Origin of the sequence: Ottowia sp. SB7-C50 (assembly GCF_033110285.1) — a bacterium.
GTDB lineage: Bacteria > Pseudomonadota > Gammaproteobacteria > Burkholderiales > Burkholderiaceae_C > Ottowia.
The window spans coordinates 2,104,351-2,121,941 of record NZ_CP136995.1 but is presented as its reverse complement, the minus strand read 5'-3'; the positions used below and the strand labels follow the sequence as shown (position 1 = coordinate 2,121,941).

14 protein-coding genes and 2 pseudogenes are annotated in these 17,591 nt (G+C 67.8%); 8 read left to right on the top strand and 8 right to left on the bottom strand.

Going from position 1 to position 17,591, the window contains the following annotated elements:
• Positions 1-58 precede the first annotated feature (58 nt).
• The 4 genes from R0D99_RS10065 to R0D99_RS10050 form a co-directional block, all read right to left on the bottom strand.
• Complete coding sequence (locus R0D99_RS10065; protein ID WP_317748115.1) at positions 59-565, bottom strand: dihydrofolate reductase; 507 nt, start codon at positions 563-565, stop codon at positions 59-61.
• Positions 562-1,542: an alpha-ketoacid dehydrogenase subunit beta gene (locus R0D99_RS10060; RefSeq protein WP_317748114.1), complete on the bottom strand. Its 981-nt coding sequence runs from the start codon at positions 1,540-1,542 to the stop codon at positions 562-564. Before R0D99_RS10060 ends, R0D99_RS10065 begins: the two co-directional genes overlap by 4 nt.
• The gene (locus R0D99_RS10055) at positions 1,539-2,510 is read right to left on the bottom strand and encodes a thiamine pyrophosphate-dependent dehydrogenase E1 component subunit alpha (RefSeq protein ID WP_317751065.1); all 972 of its coding nucleotides are present in this window, start codon (positions 2,508-2,510) and stop codon (positions 1,539-1,541) included. Before R0D99_RS10055 ends, R0D99_RS10060 begins: the two co-directional genes overlap by 4 nt.
• 102 nt (positions 2,511-2,612) lie before the next feature.
• On the bottom strand, positions 2,613-3,434 hold the full coding sequence (locus tag R0D99_RS10050) for a thymidylate synthase (protein ID WP_317748112.1): 822 nt from the start codon (positions 3,432-3,434) through the stop codon (positions 2,613-2,615).
• A 62-nt stretch (positions 3,435-3,496) separates the two neighbouring features.
• On the opposite strand from R0D99_RS10050, the gene R0D99_RS10045 reads away from it, so the two are divergent.
• The 5 genes and pseudogenes from R0D99_RS10045 (at position 3,497) to R0D99_RS10025 (ending at position 10,670) form a co-directional block, all read left to right on the top strand.
• On the top strand, positions 3,497-4,186 hold the full coding sequence (locus R0D99_RS10045; RefSeq protein ID WP_317748110.1) for a potassium channel family protein: 690 nt from the start codon (positions 3,497-3,499) through the stop codon (positions 4,184-4,186).
• Positions 4,187-4,277: 91 nt separating this feature from the next.
• Entirely contained in the window at positions 4,278-5,150 is an 873-nt protein-coding gene (gene imuA, locus R0D99_RS10040; protein WP_317748108.1) for a translesion DNA synthesis-associated protein ImuA, read from the top strand.
• Positions 5,119-6,594, top strand: coding sequence for a DNA polymerase Y family protein (locus tag R0D99_RS10035; RefSeq protein ID WP_317748106.1), 1,476 nt, complete (start codon positions 5,119-5,121; stop codon positions 6,592-6,594). The genes imuA and R0D99_RS10035 overlap by 32 nt, the downstream gene beginning before the upstream one ends.
• A gap of 16 nt (positions 6,595-6,610) precedes the next feature.
• Positions 6,611-10,062, top strand: a pseudogene (locus R0D99_RS10030) (error-prone DNA polymerase).
• A gap of 2 nt (positions 10,063-10,064) precedes the next feature.
• Complete coding sequence (locus R0D99_RS10025; RefSeq protein ID WP_317748105.1) at positions 10,065-10,670, top strand: 2'-5' RNA ligase family protein; 606 nt, start codon at positions 10,065-10,067, stop codon at positions 10,668-10,670.
• Positions 10,671-10,811: 141 nt separating this feature from the next.
• On the opposite strand, the pseudogene R0D99_RS10020 reads toward R0D99_RS10025, so the two are convergent.
• Positions 10,812-10,931 (bottom strand): annotated as a pseudogene (locus R0D99_RS10020) (IS5/IS1182 family transposase); the annotation flags it as partial.
• Positions 10,932-11,310: 379 nt separating this feature from the next.
• Between R0D99_RS10020 and murJ the strand changes: the two are divergent.
• The 3 genes from murJ to R0D99_RS10005 all read left to right on the top strand — a co-directional run bounded on the left by murJ (position 11,311) and on the right by R0D99_RS10005 (position 15,254).
• Entirely contained in the window at positions 11,311-12,870 is a 1,560-nt protein-coding gene (murJ, locus tag R0D99_RS10015; RefSeq protein ID WP_317748104.1) for a murein biosynthesis integral membrane protein MurJ, read from the top strand.
• A gap of 52 nt (positions 12,871-12,922) precedes the next feature.
• Positions 12,923-13,774 carry a transglutaminase-like domain-containing protein gene (locus tag R0D99_RS10010; protein ID WP_317748103.1) on the top strand — a complete coding sequence of 284 codons (852 nt, stop codon included), beginning with the start codon at positions 12,923-12,925 and terminating at the stop codon, positions 13,772-13,774.
• A gap of 406 nt (positions 13,775-14,180) precedes the next feature.
• Positions 14,181-15,254, top strand: coding sequence for an ABC transporter substrate-binding protein (locus tag R0D99_RS10005; RefSeq protein WP_317748102.1), 1,074 nt, complete (start codon positions 14,181-14,183; stop codon positions 15,252-15,254).
• 12 nt (positions 15,255-15,266) lie between these two features.
• Here the strand turns inward: R0D99_RS10005 and R0D99_RS10000 are convergent, their stop codons facing one another.
• Genes R0D99_RS10000 through R0D99_RS09990 form a run of 3 tightly spaced genes read right to left on the bottom strand, consistent with a single transcriptional unit; the run spans position 15,267 to position 17,427 of the window.
• Positions 15,267-16,256, bottom strand: a complete 990-nt coding sequence (locus R0D99_RS10000) for a GlxA family transcriptional regulator (protein WP_317748101.1) — start codon at positions 16,254-16,256, stop codon at positions 15,267-15,269.
• Positions 16,253-16,873: a DJ-1/PfpI family protein gene (locus R0D99_RS09995; RefSeq protein WP_317748100.1), complete on the bottom strand. Its 621-nt coding sequence runs from the start codon at positions 16,871-16,873 to the stop codon at positions 16,253-16,255. Before R0D99_RS09995 ends, R0D99_RS10000 begins: the two co-directional genes overlap by 4 nt.
• On the bottom strand, positions 16,870-17,427 hold the full coding sequence (locus tag R0D99_RS09990) for an isochorismatase family protein (protein ID WP_317748099.1): 558 nt from the start codon (positions 17,425-17,427) through the stop codon (positions 16,870-16,872). Before R0D99_RS09990 ends, R0D99_RS09995 begins: the two co-directional genes overlap by 4 nt.
• Positions 17,428-17,591: the final 164 nt, after the last annotated feature.

Genomic DNA, 17,591 nt, shown 5'->3' with positions numbered 1-17,591 from the left:
CCGCGAAGAATCGCCAGACCCATTGTGGCCGGTCACGCCGGCCGCTTTGCGTGCAGGGTTAAGCGCTGGCGCGGCGGTAGGTGACGAAGGCCAGCCGCAGCCCGTTGGCGGCCACGCGCTCGTCGCGCGCCACCTCGCGCCATTCGGGGCCGATGGCGGGCGCGTGGGCGTCGCCGGCAAAGTCGGCGTCGATGTGCGTCACCACCAGTTCGTCGGCCAGGGGCATGGCCTGGGCGTAGATCTGCGCGCCGCCGATGATCCAGATTCTTTCGGCTTTCTCACATTTTTGTAGCGCCTCGCGCAGACTGGACGAGCGCTGGGCGCCTATTTGATGCCAATCTGCTTGCCGCGTGACGACGAGGTTGGTGCGGCCGGGCAGGGGGCGAAAGCGCGGTGGGATCGAGTCCCACGTGCGGCGGCCCATCACGACGGGGTGGCTCAGCGTGGTGCGCTTGAAGTGCGCCAGGTCTTCCGGCAGGTGCCAGGGCATCACGCCGTTCTGGCCGATGACGCCGTTGCGCGCCTGCGCCCAGATCAGGCCGATGTGCGGGCGGCTGCTGCTCATCGCTGCACCAGTTTCTGCGCGGTGGCGGCGATCTGCGCGGCGCTGACGCGCGCCTCGGCTTCCAGCGTGGGCGCGTAGCCGACGGGGATGCGCGGCGCGCCCAGTCGGGCCACGCGCGCGCCGGTTTCTTCGGCCACCGTGGCGGCGATCTCGGCACCGAAGCCGGCCACGCGGATTGCCTCGTGCACCACCAGCAGGCGGCCGGTCTTGGCCACGCTGGCCAGCACGGCGGCCTTGTCCCAAGGCCAGAGGGTGCGCAGGTCGATCAGCTCGGCCTGCACGCCTTGCGCGGCCAGTTGCTCGGCCGCCTGTTCGCAGGCCTGCATCTGGCGCGACCAGCTGACCAGTGTCACGTCACCGCCTTCTCGCACCACGCGGGCCTGGCCCAGCGGTACGACGTCGCCGGGCGTCACCGGGCCGGGCGTGGCCCACAGCTCCTTGTGTTCCATGTAGACGACCGGGTCGCCCGAAGCCAGCGCCGCCAGCAGCAGGCCGTGGTTGTCGGCCGGGGTGGAAGGCGCGACCACCACCAGCCCCGGAATGTGCGCGAACCACGCCTCCAGCGACTGGCTGTGCTGCGCGGCCGACGACGACCAGATGCCGATGGGCATGCGCATCACCATCGGCACGCGGCCCTGGCCGCCAAACATGTAGCGGTTCTTGGCGGCCTGGTTGACCACCTCGTCGATGGCGCACAGCGCGAAGTCGACCACGCGCAACTCGACCACCGGCGTGCAGCCTGCCAGCGCCATGCCGACCGCAGCGCCGACGATGGTGCTCTCGGAAATCGGCGTGTCGATGATGCGATCGGGCCCGAAGCGCTGTACCAGCGGCGCGCCCTCGGCGTCGCGGTACTGTCCGAACACGCCGCCGCGGCCCAGGTCTTCACCCAGCGCGATGACATGGGGGTTGGCTTCCATTGCCTGCGACAAGGCCAGCGCGGCGGCCTGCGCGTAGGTCATGTTCACTGCGCTCATGCCCACACCCCCGCGCCGGTGTTCTGAATGTCGGTGTACGCGGCCGATGGGTCCGGCAGCGGCGCGGCGGTGGCGGTGGCCACGGCGGCGTCGATCTCGGCCTGCGCCTCGCGCTCGATCTGCTCGACCTGCGCGGCGTGGCCCTGCGCCACCAGTTGCGCGCGCGTGCGCCCGATGACATCGCGCGCCAGTGCAGCGGCCACGGCGGCGGGGTCGCGGTACGTGCCGGGGTCGACGGAGACATGCCCCTTGTGCCGGTCGGTCAACGCATGCAGCAGGCGCGGGCCGCTGCCGGCGCGGATCTCGCGGATCAGTGCCTCGGCCGCGTTCGACACGGCCCGCACGTCCGTGCCGTCGACCTGGACCGCGGCGATGCCCATGGCAGACGCGCGAGCGCTGGCGCCGGGGCCGGCCGTCATGGGTGCGCTGGCGGTGGTGGCGCTGATGCGGTTGTCCTCGCACACGAACAGCACTGGCAGGTGGTACACCACGGCCCAGTTCAGCGCTTCCATGAAGGGGCCGCGGTTGATGGCGCCGTCGCCAAAAAAGCACACGGCGATGGCGTCCACGCCGCGAATCTTCAGCCCCTGCGCCGCGCCCACCGCAATCGGCAGGCCGGCGGCCACCACGCCGTTGGCGCCCAGCATGCCGACCGAGAAATCGGCGATGTGCATCGAGCCGCCCTTGCCGCCGTTGTAGCCGGTGGCGCGGCCGAACAGCTCGCACATCATCCTGGCCGGATCGGCGCCCTTGGCCAGCGTGTGGCCGTGGCCGCGGTGCGTGCTGGTCAGCAGGTCGGCGGGCGTCAGGTGCGCGCATACGCCGGCGGCCACGGCCTCTTGGCCGGTGGACAGGTGCAGCGGGCCGCGCACCAGCGCCGGCGTGGACGAGGCCTCCTTGCCCCAGGCCGCTACGCCGCCCTGGCTGGCGATTTCGGCCGCGTCTTCGAAGGCGCGGATGCGCACCATGGTGCGGTAGAGGGAAAGCAAATCCGTCATTCCAGAAACTTCAAAATTGATAGCTGTTTGCGCTTGATGTGTAAACACTGCAGGCCGATTTGGCTTGAAAATTCAAACCGCCACCGGCGCCTTGATCGCCGCGTGATGCTGGTAATCGCGCACCTCGAAATCGTCGAATTCGTAATCGAAGATCGACGGCGGGCGGCGTTTGATGTGCAGCGTGGGGTAGGGAAAGGGCGCGCGGCTGAGTTGCTCCTTCACCTGCGCTTCGTGGTTGCTGTAGATGTGGCAATCGCCGCCCGTCCAGATGAAGTCGCCCACCGCCAGATCGCACTGCTGCGCCAGCATGTGCGTCAGCAGCGCGTAGCTGGCGATGTTGAAGGGCACGCCCAGAAAAATGTCGGCACTGCGCTGGTAAAGCTGGCAACTAAGTTTGCCATCCGCCACGTAAAACTGAAAAAACGCATGGCAAGGCATCAGCGCCATCTGGTCCAGGTCGGCCACGTTCCAGGCGCTCACGATGATGCGGCGCGAATCGGGGTTGGTCTTGAGCGTTTGCACCACCTGCGCGATCTGGTCGATGTGCCCGCCATCCGGCTTGGGCCATGAGCGCCATTGCACGCCATACACTGGCCCCAGGTCGCCATCGGGCTTGGCCCATTCGTCCCAGATCGTCACGCCGCGCTCCTGCAGCCAGCGCGCGTTGCCATCGCCGCGCAAAAACCACAGCAGTTCGTAAATGATGCTTTTGAGGTGCACCTTCTTGGTCGTGACCAGCGGAAAGCCCTCGTTCAGATCAAAGCGCATCTGGTGGCCGAACACGCTGCGGGTGCCGGTGCCGGTGCGGTCAGCCTTGAACACGCCGTGCGTGTCGACATGGCGCAGGAAATCTTCGTACTGGTGGCGGATCGGGCGGTCGGCGGGCGGGCTCATGGGCACCGATTGTGGCGCAAGCAGCGCGCACCGCCGGCGGCGGTGTGGCGACAATCGCGGCCATGATCACACCGCTTCGCCTCCTGGTGCTGCTGCGCCGCTATCCCTCGGCCGCCTTGCTGGCGGTGCAGTTGATCGGCGTGCTGCTGTACGCGGCGCTGGACGACGGCCGCACCGGGCGCGCGGGGCAGATCGTGCTCAGCCTGTTCGGCCTGGTGATGCTGGGCATGGCGCTGCGCATGGTGCGCCAGAGCCCGGCCGCCAACAGCGGGGCCATGGCGCTGGCCGCCAGCGTATTGGTGCTGTGGGTGGCGCAACGCGTGGCGCCCAGCAACCACCTGCTGCTGGCCATTTCGGTGCTGGAAGCAGCGTTCTACTTCTACGCCACCGGCGCGCTGATCGCCTACATGCTGCAGGACGACGCGGCAACCACGGACGAGTTGCTGGCCGCTGGCGCCACCTTCACCGTGCTGGCCTGGGCCTTTGCGCACCTGTACATGGCCTGCCAGCTGCTGGCGCCCGGCACCTTTCCGGCCGCGGTGCGACCCGATGAGCCGCGCACCTGGTTCGAATTGCTGTTCCTCAGCTTCACCACCCTGGCCGGCGTGGGGCTGAGCGACATCTCGCCCGTCAAGCCGATGGGCCGCGCGCTGGTCATGCTGGAAGAGCTGGCGGGCGTGATGTACATCGCCGGTGTGGTTTCCCGGTTGATCGGTTTGACGATCAACCGCCGCCGCGCCCGCGACGGCTAAGCCCCGGCTGCTCCTGATTTTTTTTCGGCGCTGAAAATGGTGACGCGCCCTTCAAAAAACTGTATAAAACAACAGTATTTTGGAGTGTTGAATGCGTGCCTTGTCTTTCTTGCCGTCGTCGATCAGTACCAGCGTTTGGCCGGCCGACGAACTGCTGTGCGTGACCGAGCGGGTGGCCGCCACCGGCCATGCCGCGCTCGATGCCGAACTGCCCGGCGGCGGCTGGCCGCTGGGCGCGCTGATCGAGCTGCTGCAAGCTGCGCCCGATGCGCCCATCTGGCCGCTGCTGCTGCCCGCCGTGGCGGCGCGCCAGCGTGCGTCCGGCGGCGCGGTGGCACTGGTCAATCCGCCGCATGAGCCGTTCCTGCCCGCTTTCACGGCGGGCGGGCTGGCAGCTTCGTCGCTGCTGTGGGTGCGCGGCGAAACGCCAGTGGCGCAGCTCTGGGCCACCGAGCAGGCGCTGCGCTGCGCCGACGTGGCCGTCGCGCTGGCCTGGCTGCCCCGCGCGCGCGCCACCGATCTGCGCCGCTTGCATGCGGCGGCGGCGCTGCGGGCCGACAGCCTGCTGTTCGTGCTGCGACCAGAAGCGGCGCTGGCGGCCAACTCGTGCGCGCGGCTGCGTCTGCGGGTGGCGGTGCAGGCCCAGGCGCATGAGCGCGCGGGCTGGCGTGATGCGTCCAGCAGGGGCGCAGGCGAGGGCCGCGTGCGCCCTCGCGCACAGGCGAACCCCGTCGTGGACGAAGACATCGCGCCTTCGCTGTGCGTGGACATTCTCAAGCGCCGCGGTCCACCGCTTGCCGCGCCCATTCACCTGCCCGCGCAGGCGCCGCCGCTGCGCGCACTGCTGGCCGCCAGCGCGCAGCAGCAGGCCGCGCGCTTTGGCGCTGTCGCCAGCGGTCAGGTGCTGTGGTTCGATGATCAGAAAGAAAGCCATGCACTGGATCGCCTTGCAGTGGCCGCTTGACGAAGCTGGCGCGGCCTGCGCTGCGCGGCCTGCACCCGAGGCGCCGCCCGACGCCACCGTGCCGACGCGTCAGGCGCTGGGCTGGTGGGCGTTGCAGTTCACCCCGCACGTGGCGTGGGTGGATGAAGCGCTGCTGCTTGAGGTGTCGGGCAGCCTGCGTCTGTGGGGCGGCCAGCGGGCGCTGCTGCGCCGCATTCATCAATCAAATCCGGCTCTGGTCGCCGTGGAATCATCGCAAGCAGCTATAGGAATAATAGCGTTGGCGGTGCTGCGCCAGCGCGTTCAGGGCCGGCCGCTGCCGGCGCAGCGGCCGGCCGCGCTGCCGCTGGCCACGCTGACCGCCGCGCGCCCGCACCTGGCCCTGCTGTCGCGGCTGGGCCTGCGCACCTGGGGCGACGTGCACGCCCTGCCGCGCGCGCCCATGGTGCGGCGCTTCGGCCCCGATCTGCGCCGCGCGCTCGACATCGCCTGGGGCCTGGCGCCCGAGAGCTACCCCTGGCTCATGCTGCCCGATCGGTTCGACCAGTCGCTGGAACTGCCCGCGCGGGTGGAAGATGCGCCGGCGCTGCTGTGGTCGGCGGCCCGGCTGCTGGCGTCTCTGCAGGGCTGGCTGTGCGCGCGCCAGCAGGGCGTGCTGGCCTTTGAGCTGTCGTGGACGCTCGATTTGAAACGCCTGGACGGCCGCGAACTGCCGCCCACGCAGTCGCTCGTCATCCGCACCGCTGAGGCCCAGCAAGCCATGGCGCACCTGCGCCGCCTGCTGGCCGAGCGGCTGGCGCACACGCCCATGCTGGCGCCCGCCACCTGGCTGCGTCTGCGCAGCATCGACACCGCGCCCTGGGGGGCGCCAAGCGTCAGTTTTCTGCCCGAAGACCAGCGCACCGGCGATCCGCTGCACGTGTTCATCGAACGCGTCGGCGCGCGGCTGGGGCCGGCCAGCGTGCAAACCCCCACGCTGCGCGCCGACCACCGGCCCGAATGCATGCAAGGCTGGCGGCCTGCGCAAAAAGCGTTGCCGCCCGTTGCTGCAAGGCAGCAGCAGCGTGCGCCGGCAAAGTCTTTACAGGGCGGCAAGGCACGCCCTCCCGCGGCCCTGCGGGTGAAGGCGGATGGCGCTGAAGGCGGCGCCGCCCATCTGCCCGACGCCTTGGCGCCCACCTGGCTGCTGCGCGAGCCGCTGCCGCTGGACCTGCAAGCCGACGGTCAGCCCTGCCATGGCGGCCCGCTGCGGCTGCTGACGGGCCCGCGCCGCGTCGAAGCCGGCTGGTGGCCGCAGGCGCCCGATCAAGCGCAGCGCGATTCACCCCGGCCCGCCGCGCGCGACTACTACATCGCGCAGAACCCCGCCGCCGAACTGCTGTGGATCTACCGCGAACGCGCCACCTCGGCCCGGCACGACGCAGGCGGGCGACCGCGCTGGTTTCTGCAAGGCCTGTATGCCTGAGCCCAGCCGCAAGGAAATGGCCCAGCGCGCACAAGCGCTGAAGAAAGCCGCGCGTGCACGTTCCGTCGGCGCCACCATCCACGTGCTGCCGCGCCGTCCTCACCCGCCCGCGCCCGCGTCGCCGCCGTATGCCGAACTGCATTGCCTCACGCACTTCAGCTTTCAGCGCGGCGCCAGCAGCCCCGAAGACCTGGTGCGCCGCGCCTGGGCCTGGGCTACACGGCGCTGGCCATCACCGACGAGTGCTCGGTCGCTGGCGTGGTACGGGCGTGGAAGGCGCGAAAAGATGCTCAGACAGCGCTTGAAGCCGGCGAAGCCGACGCCGATCTGCTGCAACTGCAGGCCGCACGCGCAGCCCTGGGCGCGTACGAGCCGCTCAAGCTGCTGGTCGGCAGCGAATTCCGCTTTGAAGGACAAGGCACCTTGGTGACGTTGGCGCGCGACCTGCAAGGCTGGGGCGATTTGTGCAGCTTCATCAGCGCCTGCCGCCGCGCCGCGCCCAAGGGCCAATACACGCTGCCATCGCTGGCCGATGCGCTGCGCGCGCTGCAGGCCTGCGAACTGCTCTGGTCGCCTGTCCGGCAATCTCAGGTCGCTATCGAATTGATATCTAACCCGTGTTTGTTTACGCCGACACATGCCGGTTTTGATTCAAAAATCACCCTGCTGGCCGAATTGCACGGCGATGCCGACGACGCGCTCTGGCTGACGCAGTTGCGGCAGCTCAGCCAAGCCACCGGCTGGCCGCTGGCCGCCGCAGGCGACGTGCACCTGCACGTGCGTTCGGCCAAGCGCCTGCACGACGTGATGACGGCCATCCGCCTGGGCAAGCCGGTGGCCGACTGCGGCTTCGCACTGCAAGCCAATGCCGAACGCCACTTGCGCCCGCGCGCGCGGCTGGCGGAAGTCTTTGCGCCCGAGCTGCTGGCCGCCACGCTGGATGTGGCCGGTCGATGCACGTTTGGGCTTGACGAAATCAAATACAACTACCCGAAGGAAACCGTGCCAGATGGCCAAACGCCCATCGAAGCCCTGACGCGGCTCACACGCGAGGGCGCGGCATGGCGTTTTCCCGCAGGGACACCAGCACACGTTCAGGCCTTTATCGACAAGGAACTCATTCTTATCGCCGAGTGCCAATACGAGATGTTCTTCCTCACCGTGCACGACATTGTGCGCTGGGCGCGTGGGCAGGGCATCCTGTGCCAGGGCCGCGGATCTGCGGCCAATTCGGTGGTCTGCTATTGCCTGGGCATCACCGAGGCCGACCCGCGCGTTTCGAACCCGCTGCTGGAGCGCTTCATCAGCCGCCAACGCCGCAACGAGCCGCCCGACATTGACGTCGATTTCGAGCACGAGCGGCGCGAGGAAGTCATCCAGTACATCTATCGCAAATACGGGCGCGACCGCGCCGCGCTGGCGGCCACCGTGATCTGCTACAGAAGACGCAGCGCCCTGCGCGATGTGGGCAAGGCGCTGGGCGTGGATGAGCGGCTGATCGACGCCTTTGCCAAAGACCACCACTGGTTCGACGACGGCCTGGCCGCGCACCGTTTGGGCGATCTGGCGCAGACCGTGGGCGCCGCCATCGCGCCGCGCCTGGCCGGGCTGTGGCTGGAATTGACCGAGCAACTGCGCGGCGCGCCACGCCACTTGAGCCAGCACGTCGGCGGCTTCGTGCTGACCGAGCCGCCGCTGGTGCGCCTCGTGCCGGTCGAAAACGCCGCCATGGCCGATCGGCAAGTCATCCAGTGGGACAAGGACGACCTGAAAGCGCTGGGCATGATGAAGGTGGATGTGCTGGCGCTGGGCATGCTCACTGCGCTGCGGCGATGCCTGGCCATGGTGGCACACCGACATGGCCGGGCTTTCACGCGCCCCGACATCCCGCGCGACTGCGAGAAGACCTACCAAATGATTCAGCGCGCCGACACGGTGGGCACCTTCCAGATCGAAAGCCGGGCGCAGATGTCGATGCTGCCGCGCCTCAGGCCGGCCGTTTTCTACGACCTGGTGGTGCAGGTCGCCATCGTGCGGCCCGGGCCGATCAGCGGCGGCATGGTGCACCCGTATCTGCAGGCGCGCGAGCGATGGGCACGCGACAAGACTTACAAGTGCGAGCGTTCGTCACACGAACCGCCCGGCGCCGAACCGGCACTGAAGAAGGCGCTGGAGCGCACATTGGGCATTCCGATCTTCCAGGAACAGGTGATGGAGATAGCCATCATCGCTGGCGGTTTTTCGGCCGAGCGCGCCGATCAGCTGCGCCGCTCCATGGCGGCATGGAAGCGGCACGGCGGCGTGCACAAGTTCGAGGCGGAATTGAAAGACGGCATGCGAGAGCGCGGCTACAGCGCCGAATTTGCCGACAGCATCTTCAGGCAAATTTTGGGCTTCGGCGAGTACGGTTTCCCCGAAAGCCATGCCTACAGCTTCGCCCTGATCGCGTATGAAAGCAGCTGGCTGAAATGCCATGAACCCGAGGCGTTTCTGGCGGCGATGCTCAACTCGCAGCCCATGGGCTTTTACGGCCCCGCGCAACTGGTGCAGGATGCCAAGCGGCATGACGTGGTCGTGCTACCGCCTGATGTGACGGTGAGCGGCTGGGATTGCGCGCTGGAAGACAGATTGGGGTCAGATCATGATTTCATTGAATCCGCGCAGGCCGCACCTGATTCACTTTCTCTTGCCCCCTCTCCCGCCTTGCGGGAGAGGGCAGGGGCGAGGGAGCGAAGCCGTCCGGCCGTGCGCCTCGGCCTGCGCCTGGTGCAAGGCTTGAGCAAAGAAGCAGCCCACCGCATTGAGGCCGCGCGCGCCCATCAAGCCTTTGCCAGCGTCGACGACCTGGCGCGGCGTGCCGGGTTGGACACGCGCGATCTCAACCAGCTCGCCGCCGCCGACGCGCTGCGCAGCCTGGCCGGGCACCGGCGTCAGCAGGTGTGGCAGGGGGCGGCGCTGAAAACCGCGCCCGAGTTGCTGCGCGACGCGCCCATCAACGAGGCGCCGCTCTCGCTGGCCGCCGCGCCCGAAGGCGAGGAAATCGTGCACGACTACGCCGCGCTCGGCCTCACGCTGCGGCGCCATCCCGTGGCATTGCTGCGGCCGCGATTGAAGCGCTGGCACCTGAAAAGCGCGGAGGAACTGAAGGCGGTGCCGCACGGCGAACAGGTGCGCGCCTGCGGCATCGTCATCGGTCGCCAGCAGCCAGCCACCGCCAAGGGCACCATCTTCGTCACGCTGGAAGACGAAACCGGCCCGGTCAACGTCATCGTCTGGAAAAGCCTGCGTGCCGACGAGCCGCAGCGCAACGCCTTGCTGCGCGCGCGCTTGCTGGCGGTGCAGGGCGAATGGCAACTTGGCGCGGACAGCGACCGCCACGTGCGCCACCTGATCGCGCGGCGCTTTGTTGACCTCACACCGCTGCTCGGCCGCATCGCCGGTTTGACGACCAGCCGCGACTTTCATTGACCATGGCCCGTCGCCGCGTCGCCCTTCACGATCCGTTGCTTCAGCCCGCGCTGTTCGCCATGAACGAATTGCATCAACCCGCGCCGCCCCGCCGCCTGTTCACCGCGCTGTTCCTGCCGCCCGAAGCCTGCGCCGCCATCGACGCCGAACGCCAGCGCTGGCCCGGCCTGCCGCGCCGCTTGCACCCTGTGCCAGAGCGCATGCACATCACGCTGCAGTTCTTTAATCAGGTCGATGCGCCACACGAGCGCGATTGGCTGGACGCGCTGGCGACGCTGCGCTTTGAACCGTTCGGCATCAGCCTGACGCAGACAGCCCTTTGGCAAGCGCCCAGCGGCACCATCGCCGTGCTGCTGCCCCAGTGCACACCCGAACTGGAGGCGCTGCATCACGCTACTGCATTGCTGGCGCGCCAGGTGGGTTTGCCCGCCGCCACGCAAGGTTGGCAGCCGCACCTGACGACCTTGCGCCGCGCCGAGCACACCACGCCGACGCCGCTGCCTGAGCCCGTCCGCTGGACGGTGCGCCACGTCGATCTAATCTGGTCCGATCTGCAGTCCAAGCCGCCGTCTTATCACCGCTTGGGGAAGTTTGGTGCATGCATCTGAACGATCTCAACTGCTAAGTAAACGCTGATCAAGCAATCGCTACGCGCTGCTGCCTGCTAAACGTCGTTGAGGTGCTGCACTTCGGGGACAGCTGGCTCCCTGTGATCTGATCTGCGGCCTATTGTGGCCGCGTTGCGTCAACTACGGGCGCACCAATGCCGGCACGCGCCTGGCAGCCATGTGCAGATTGACCATCGCCAGCTCCGTGAATGCCCGGTTGGCGTTCTTGGCCAGGCCGCGGTAGCGAACCTTCGCAACCCCCACGGCCGCTTGATCAGCGTTTCTCTAATCGTCAACAAAAAGGGCATCGAACGCCTGATGCGCCGTGGGGACTGCAAGGCATCACACGGCGCGATCCTGAGGCCAAGCCAGCGACCGTTATGGTCAATCGCCAGCTTGTCGCCACGCAGCCAAATCGACGCTCTGGGCCGCCGATATCACGCATCGTCCACCTGGGCCGGCTTTGCCTATCTTCCACCCAATGCGTTCGAGCAGGTCAATCAAGGAAAATCAGAGCAATCTCGGGTGGCGAGCACCGCTGAACGTGCGCCGAATTTTCTGCGCTTGACCGTCCGTGAGACGACGGGAACTCCAAGTCCAACTCCACTGGCTACACTCGCGCCTCGCCACAAGGTCTTTCGTGAGTCTTTTCAAAGCCGCTTCTACCGTTTCCCTGCTGACGCTGGTGTCGCGCGTCACCGGGTTGGTGCGCGACCTGCTGATGGCGTCGGCCTTTGGGGTGAGCGGCCTGACGGATGCCTTCAACGTGGCCTTTCGCATCCCCAACCTGCTGCGGCGGCTGTTTGGCGAAGGGGCTTTCAGCCAGGCCTTCGTGCCCGTGCTGGCCGCCAGCAAGGCGCTCGATGGCGACGCGGCCACCAAGGTGCTGATCGACGACGTGGCCACGGCGCTGACGTGGGCGCTGCTGGCGACCTGCGTGGTGGGCATCGTGGCCGCACCGCTGCTGGTGTGGGCGTTGGCCAGCGGGCTGGACGCCAGGAGCTTCGACGCCGGGGTGTTGATGACACGCTGGATGTTTCCGTACATCGGCTGCATGTCGCTGGTGGCGTTTTCGGCCGGGATCCTCAACACCTGGAAGCACTTTGCCGTACCGGCCGCCACGCCGGTGCTGCTGAACGTGGCGATGATCGGGGCCGCTTGGCTGGGTGCGCCGTGGTTCGCGCGCATGGGCATCGAGCCCATCTACGCCATGGCTGCAGGGGTGATGCTGGGCGGCATTCTGCAGTTGGGCGTGCAGATCCCGGCGCTGCGCCGCCTGGGCCTGCTGCCGCGCATCGGCTTGACCTGGGGGCGCGTGCGCGCCGCCTGGCGCGATGCGGGCGTGCGCCAGGTGCTGACGCTGATGCTGCCGGCGCTCCTGGGCGTGGGGGTGGCGCAACTGTCGCTGCTCATCAACACGCAGATCGCTTCGCACCTGGCCGCCGGCAGCGTCACCTGGGTCTGGTATGCCGACCGCTTGATGGAGTTTCCTACCGCGTTGCTGGGCGTGGCGCTGGGCGTGGTGCTGACGCCGCAACTGGCAGCCGCGCGCGCGAGCGGCGACGCAGCGCGCTATTCGCAGATGCTGGACTGGGGCCTGCGACTGGTCGTGCTGCTGGCGCTGCCGTGCGCGGCGGCGCTGCTAGCCTTTGCCACACCGCTGATCGCCACGCTGTTCCATCGCGGCGCCTTCTCCGACAACGACGTCGGGCAGGTCAGCGTGGCGCTCGCCTGCTATGGCATAGGCCTGCTGGGGCTGGTGGCCGTCAAGGTGCTGGCGCCGGGCTACTACGCCAGCCTGGACATCCGCACGCCGGTCAAGATCGCCATCGGCGTGCTGGTGCTGACGCAGGTGTTCAACCTTATCCTCGTGCCGCACCTGCGCCATGCGGCGCTCACGCTGTCCATCAGCCTGGGCGCCCTGGTCAACGCGCTGTGGCTGCTGATCGGCCTGATCCGCCGCGGCAGCTACCGGCCCCAGCCGGGTTGGCCCGTGTTTGCGGCCCAGCTCATCGGCGCCACCGCACTCATGACGGCGTTCCTGCTGTGGGGCGCCGAACGCTTCGACTGGGTGGCGCTGCGCGCGCACAGCGGCATGCGGATGGGGCTGCTGGCCGCGATGATCCTGGGTGCGGTGCTGATCTACTTCGGCGCGTTGCTGGCGTCGGGGCTGAAGCTGCGCCAGTTGCTGCGGCGCTGAAAGATCGCGGCCCGACATTGACGTGCCCTGCGCCGGCCCGGTACAAAGCGGCATGCAGTTCGATTTTTCCGCCCCCACGCCGCTGGCCTATTTCGCCAGCCTGGTGCAGCGCGACGAAGGCCTGCCGCTGCTGGAGGCCGCCGCCACGCTCGGCCAAGACGACTACCCTGATCTGGACGTGCAGCAGGTCATGCACGACATCGATCAACTGGCCGATCGCCTGCGGCGGCGCGTGGCCGCCGACGCCGACCCCATGGAACGCTTGCGCGCGCTGGGCCAGTTCTTTTTCGGCGACCTGGGCTTTGCCGGCAACGTCAACGACTACTACAACCCGGACAACAGCCTGATCCACGTGGTGCTGCATACGCGGCGCGGCATTCCGATCTCGCTGGCGGTACTGTGGCTGGAACTGGCGCAGGGCCTGGGTTTGCGCGCCGAGGGCGTGGGCTTTCCAGGGCATTTTCTGGTGCAGGTCAAGCTGGCCGAAGGTCGGGTGGTGATCGACCCGTTCACCGGCCAGTCGCTGGACCGCGCCGAGCTGCGCGACCGCGTCGAGGAATGGCGCCCCGACCTGGCGGGCCTGCCCCGCGACGACCGGGCGCTGGCCCCGTACCTGCGCCCGGTCGGCCCCCGGCTGATCCTGGCGCGCATGCTGCGCAACCTGCAGGACATTCACCGCACGCAGGAGGACTGGCGCCGCTTTGTCCGTGTGCAGGACCGGCTGGTCACGCTGCTGCCCGAGGCCTGGGTCGAATACCGCGACCGCGGCCTGGCGCTGGCCGAATTGGGGGAGGCCCGCCGGGCGGCCGAAGATCTGGCGCTGTACCTGCGGGAGTCGGGCGACGCGAGCGACCGGGACGTCATGGCGTCTCGACTGCGTGAATTGGGCGGCCACGCCCGTTGACGGGCGTTGTCATGGCACCTGCCTACAAGGGTGCCTATTTCGGTAACGCAGGTTTTGCTAGAAAGACAGCCATTAATGCGCTACGACCGAATCCCGGCGCATGAGCAATATCTACGGCACCCATTTGACTCCTTCGCGCCTGCAGTGCTGCAATTCAATTACTACAAAGTTCGTAAATTGACAAAAGATCGTGTAATTCAATAGGATAACTCTCGATCCTGTCACATTTGGAACCAATATGTCCTTTGTTTTTGCCACCCGTCGCGTATGCGCCTTGGTGGGGGTGCTGGCCGTTGCAGGCGCGATCACACCTGTCTTGGCTCAGACCGCTGTAGCTCCGGCGGCGACTGGACCTGCGCCGATACGGCTTGGCATTGTGTTTCCGCTTACTGGAGGCTCGTCCGACATGGGCAACAGCGCGCGCGTGGGTGCTCAGGTGGCGATGGACGAGATCAACGAAGTCGGCGGTTATCTGGGCCGCAAGCTTGAACTGGTCGTGCGCGATGACAAGGGCAATCCTGATGAGGCGTTGAAGGTATCTAAGGAGTTGGTCGAACAAGAAAAGGTTGTCGCCACGATCGGCTTTTGCAATACCGGCAACGCCATGAAAGCGCTGGACGTGTTTCAGAACGCCAAGCATGTGCTGATCGTCAGTTGCGCCACCGGTACGGTATTAACCGCCAAATATCCGGCGGCAGAAAGCTACATCTTCCGCAACTCGGCACGCGATCAACTCCAGACCCAGTTTCTCGTCAATGAATTGGTCAAGCGCAAGCTCGGCAAACCGGCCCTGCTGGTGGATAAGTCCGGTTACGGAGACACTGGCCTGAAGGACTTGGAGGCCGCGCTGGAGAAGGCGAAGCTCAAGCCCCACTTCGTTGCGCGTTTCGATGTCGGTACCAAGTCGCTGGACGCCGAGTTGGCTCGGGCGCGTGATTCCGGCGCCGACGCGCTGATTGGTTGGACGGTGGGGCCTGAATCAGGCGTGATCGCCGCCAGCCGGGCCAGACTGGGGTGGAAGGTGCCGCAGTTTGGTCCTTGGGGCTTGTCGCACCGCTCGGCTCTCGAAAACTCCGGCGGCGCGGTCGAGGGCGCCATGATGGTGCAGACCATTCTGCCCAACCGGTTCCTTGAGCGGCACCAGAGCTTTTTCACCCGTTACAACAGGCTGTCCAAGGAGGCGACCATCGGCTCCATGATGTCCGCAGCGCAAACCTATGACGCGGTCCATCTGCTGCTCCGCGCCATGTTCCAGGGCAAGGGCGACCTGAGCGGACCGGCGATCAAGAAGGGACTGGAAAACCTCGATCGTCCTTATCGTGGAGTGGTGACCACCTACTCTCAGCCTTTTTCGGCCACTGACCACGACGCGATTTCGGCCAACATGCTGTGGCTCGGCACGTGGCAGAGCGGCCAGCGCGTCTATTTCTACGAAGATGATGCGCAGAAGGCCAGCGTGATCCGGCGCAAGCAGCCGTGACGCCTGGACGGGTCACGAGCCTGCCTGCGACGGTGCGCCCGGCAACCCCGATGCACGCCAGGCGCGCCGCAGTTGCGCGTCTGAGCTGAAGCCGGCCAGTTCGGCGGCCTGCGACACCGTGTGACCGGCGCTGAGCGCGCGTCGCGCCAAGCCAAGCCGGATGCTGCGCAGGTAGTCCTGCGGGCTGACGCCGGCATGTTCGGCGAACAAGCGTGCCAGGTGACGCGGCGAGGTATGAGCGACGCGTGCCAGGGCCGTTTGTGACCAGTCGGCGCGCGGGGCTTGGGCAATGGCGTCCTGTACGCGGTGCAGCGCCGCATGCAGGTGCGCGCGGTGCGCCAGAAAGGGCGAAAACTCGGAATCCTGTGGTCCGCGCCGCCAGCCGACCACCAGCGCCTGGGCCACGGCTGCCGCCAGCGCCGGTCCGCACACCTGAGCGATGCGGTGCAGGGTCAGGTCCACCCCGCAGGTGACGCCGGCGCTGCTCCACACCGGCGCATCGTCCACGAACACGCGATTGGCGACGACCTCGCACGCTGGTTCGGCGGCGCGCAATTCGTCCAGATGGTGGTGATGCGTGGTGGCACGCCGGCCGGCCAGCAGACCGGCGTTTGCGGCCAGCAGCGTGCCCGCGCACACGCACAGCAGTTCCAGCCGGTCTTTGCGCGGGCGCAGACCGCGCAGCCAATGCAGGGCGGCGCGCGCCTCGGGCGTGTCCAGGTCAATGGTCGCGCCGGGCTGGCCGACCAGCACCAGCCAGCATGGCGCAGGCAGTGTGGCGGGCAGCGGCTCCAGGCCGGCCACGACGGCGCCCACCGAACTGGTGGCCTGCGTTTGCAGGCCGACAAAGCGCAACCTGAAGCGCGCCGGCAGCCCTTGCGCCGCCAACTGCGCGTTGGCACTGCGCAATGCCTCGGCCGGCCCGGCCCAGTCCAGCACCAGGCTGCCGGGCAGCAGGACGAAGACGACATCGATGGGTGCTGGCGAATCGGCGACGGTCATGGTGCGACGGTATGGCCGCGATCTTCCCACGCAAAGTCCATCTGGCGGGCGGTCCGCTCGGCCAGTTCACGGCTGGCCAGGCGTTCGACCAGATGCAGGCTCATGTCGATGCCGGCGCTGATGCCGGCCGACGTGACCACGCCGCCCCGATCCACCCAGCGTGGGCCCTGCAGCACCTGCAGCGCCGGCCAGCGCGCACGCAGGTCGGCCACGTCTTCCCAGTGCGTCGTGACGGGGCCGTGCGTGACCACGCCCGCCGCCGCCAGCAAAAAGGCGCCGGTGCACACCGATGCGGTGATGCGTGCGCTGAGGGATTGGCGGGCAATCCAGCGCAGCGTTTCGCGGCACGCGAGTGCGCCGTCGACCACGCCGCCCGGTACCACCAGCAGATCGACAGGTGGTGCGGCGGCAAAGTCATGGTCGGGCAGCACGCGCAGGCCGGCGCGGGCGCGCACCGGCGCCAGCCGCTGCGCGACGGTGGTGACGTCGAACAGGGGCGGGGCACCGGGCGCGGCCCGCGCCTGCAGGCGCGCCGCGGTGGTGAACACTTCATAAGGGCCGGCAAAGTCCAGCGCCTCCATGTCGTCGAAGGCCAGCAGTTGCACGCGCCAGGTCATGCGGCGCGCGCCAGGGCTTCGTCCACCGTGCACAGGGTGGCAAAGCGGTCCTTCAGCACGGTGACGGTGCGCGCCACGATATCGGCGGCGGCCAGTGGGGTGCCGTCAGGCTGGCGCATGTCGAAGGTGAGTGTGGCGCCAGCCACGTAATCGACCGTCCAGCCCAGGTCGGACGCGTGGCGCGCGGTGGTTTCGCAGCACTGTTCGGTGCGGACGCCGCTGACGATGAGGCGTGCGATACCACGCTCCGTCAGCCATACGTCCAGCCCGGTGCCGACCAGCGCGCTGTGGCGCGACTTGGTGAAGGTGGCTGCGGCGTCGAAGGGAAGCAGCCCTTCGAGGGCGCGTACCTGGCCGCTGGCGGCCGAAAACGGGTTGTCCGCCGCGTCGGGGCCGGACTGGTGCAGGACGCGCACCACTGGTACGCCGCGTTCGATGCAGCCGCCGATGAGCGCGTTTTGCGCGCGCAGGTAAGCAGGCAGGTCGCGCTCGCTCCAGAAGGGGCGGTGGCGAAACGATTCCTGGACGTCGATGACCAGCAGGGCGGTTTTCATGGCGGCGATGGGCGGGTGGAAAGGCGTCGATCATGCGCCGCCGTGCGCCGCGCGTCCGGCCTGAAAAGGACCGGCCCCGATCAAATCCGGACACCGGATGGGGGCGTTCAAATGACGGTAAACCCAGGCGCTTGCGCACACTGGTAAAGCACTTTAAGCTATTA

Excerpts from the sequence above, each read along its gene's own strand:
- R0D99_RS10065 (WP_317748115.1), bottom strand. The coding sequence starts at position 565 with ATGAGCAGCAGCCGCCCGCACATCGGCCTGATCTGGGCGCAGGCGCGC.
- R0D99_RS10060 (WP_317748114.1), bottom strand. The coding sequence starts at position 1,542 with ATGAGCGCAGTGAACATGACCTACGCGCAGGCCGCCGCGCTGGCCTTG.
- R0D99_RS10055 (WP_317751065.1), bottom strand. The coding sequence starts at position 2,510 with ATGGTGCGCATCCGCGCCTTCGAAGACGCGGCCGAAATCGCCAGCCAG.
- R0D99_RS10050 (WP_317748112.1), bottom strand. The coding sequence starts at position 3,434 with ATGAGCCCGCCCGCCGACCGCCCGATCCGCCACCAGTACGAAGATTTC.
- R0D99_RS10045 (WP_317748110.1), top strand. The coding sequence starts at position 3,497 with ATGATCACACCGCTTCGCCTCCTGGTGCTGCTGCGCCGCTATCCCTCG.
- imuA (WP_317748108.1), top strand. The coding sequence starts at position 4,278 with ATGCGTGCCTTGTCTTTCTTGCCGTCGTCGATCAGTACCAGCGTTTGG.
- R0D99_RS10035 (WP_317748106.1), top strand. The coding sequence starts at position 5,119 with ATGCACTGGATCGCCTTGCAGTGGCCGCTTGACGAAGCTGGCGCGGCC.
- R0D99_RS10025 (WP_317748105.1), top strand. The coding sequence starts at position 10,065 with ATGGCCCGTCGCCGCGTCGCCCTTCACGATCCGTTGCTTCAGCCCGCG.
- R0D99_RS10010 (WP_317748103.1), top strand. The coding sequence starts at position 12,923 with ATGCAGTTCGATTTTTCCGCCCCCACGCCGCTGGCCTATTTCGCCAGC.
- R0D99_RS10005 (WP_317748102.1), top strand. The coding sequence starts at position 14,181 with ATGGGCAACAGCGCGCGCGTGGGTGCTCAGGTGGCGATGGACGAGATC.
- R0D99_RS10000 (WP_317748101.1), bottom strand. The coding sequence starts at position 16,256 with ATGACCGTCGCCGATTCGCCAGCACCCATCGATGTCGTCTTCGTCCTG.
- R0D99_RS09995 (WP_317748100.1), bottom strand. The coding sequence starts at position 16,873 with ATGACCTGGCGCGTGCAACTGCTGGCCTTCGACGACATGGAGGCGCTG.
- R0D99_RS09990 (WP_317748099.1), bottom strand. The coding sequence starts at position 17,427 with ATGAAAACCGCCCTGCTGGTCATCGACGTCCAGGAATCGTTTCGCCAC.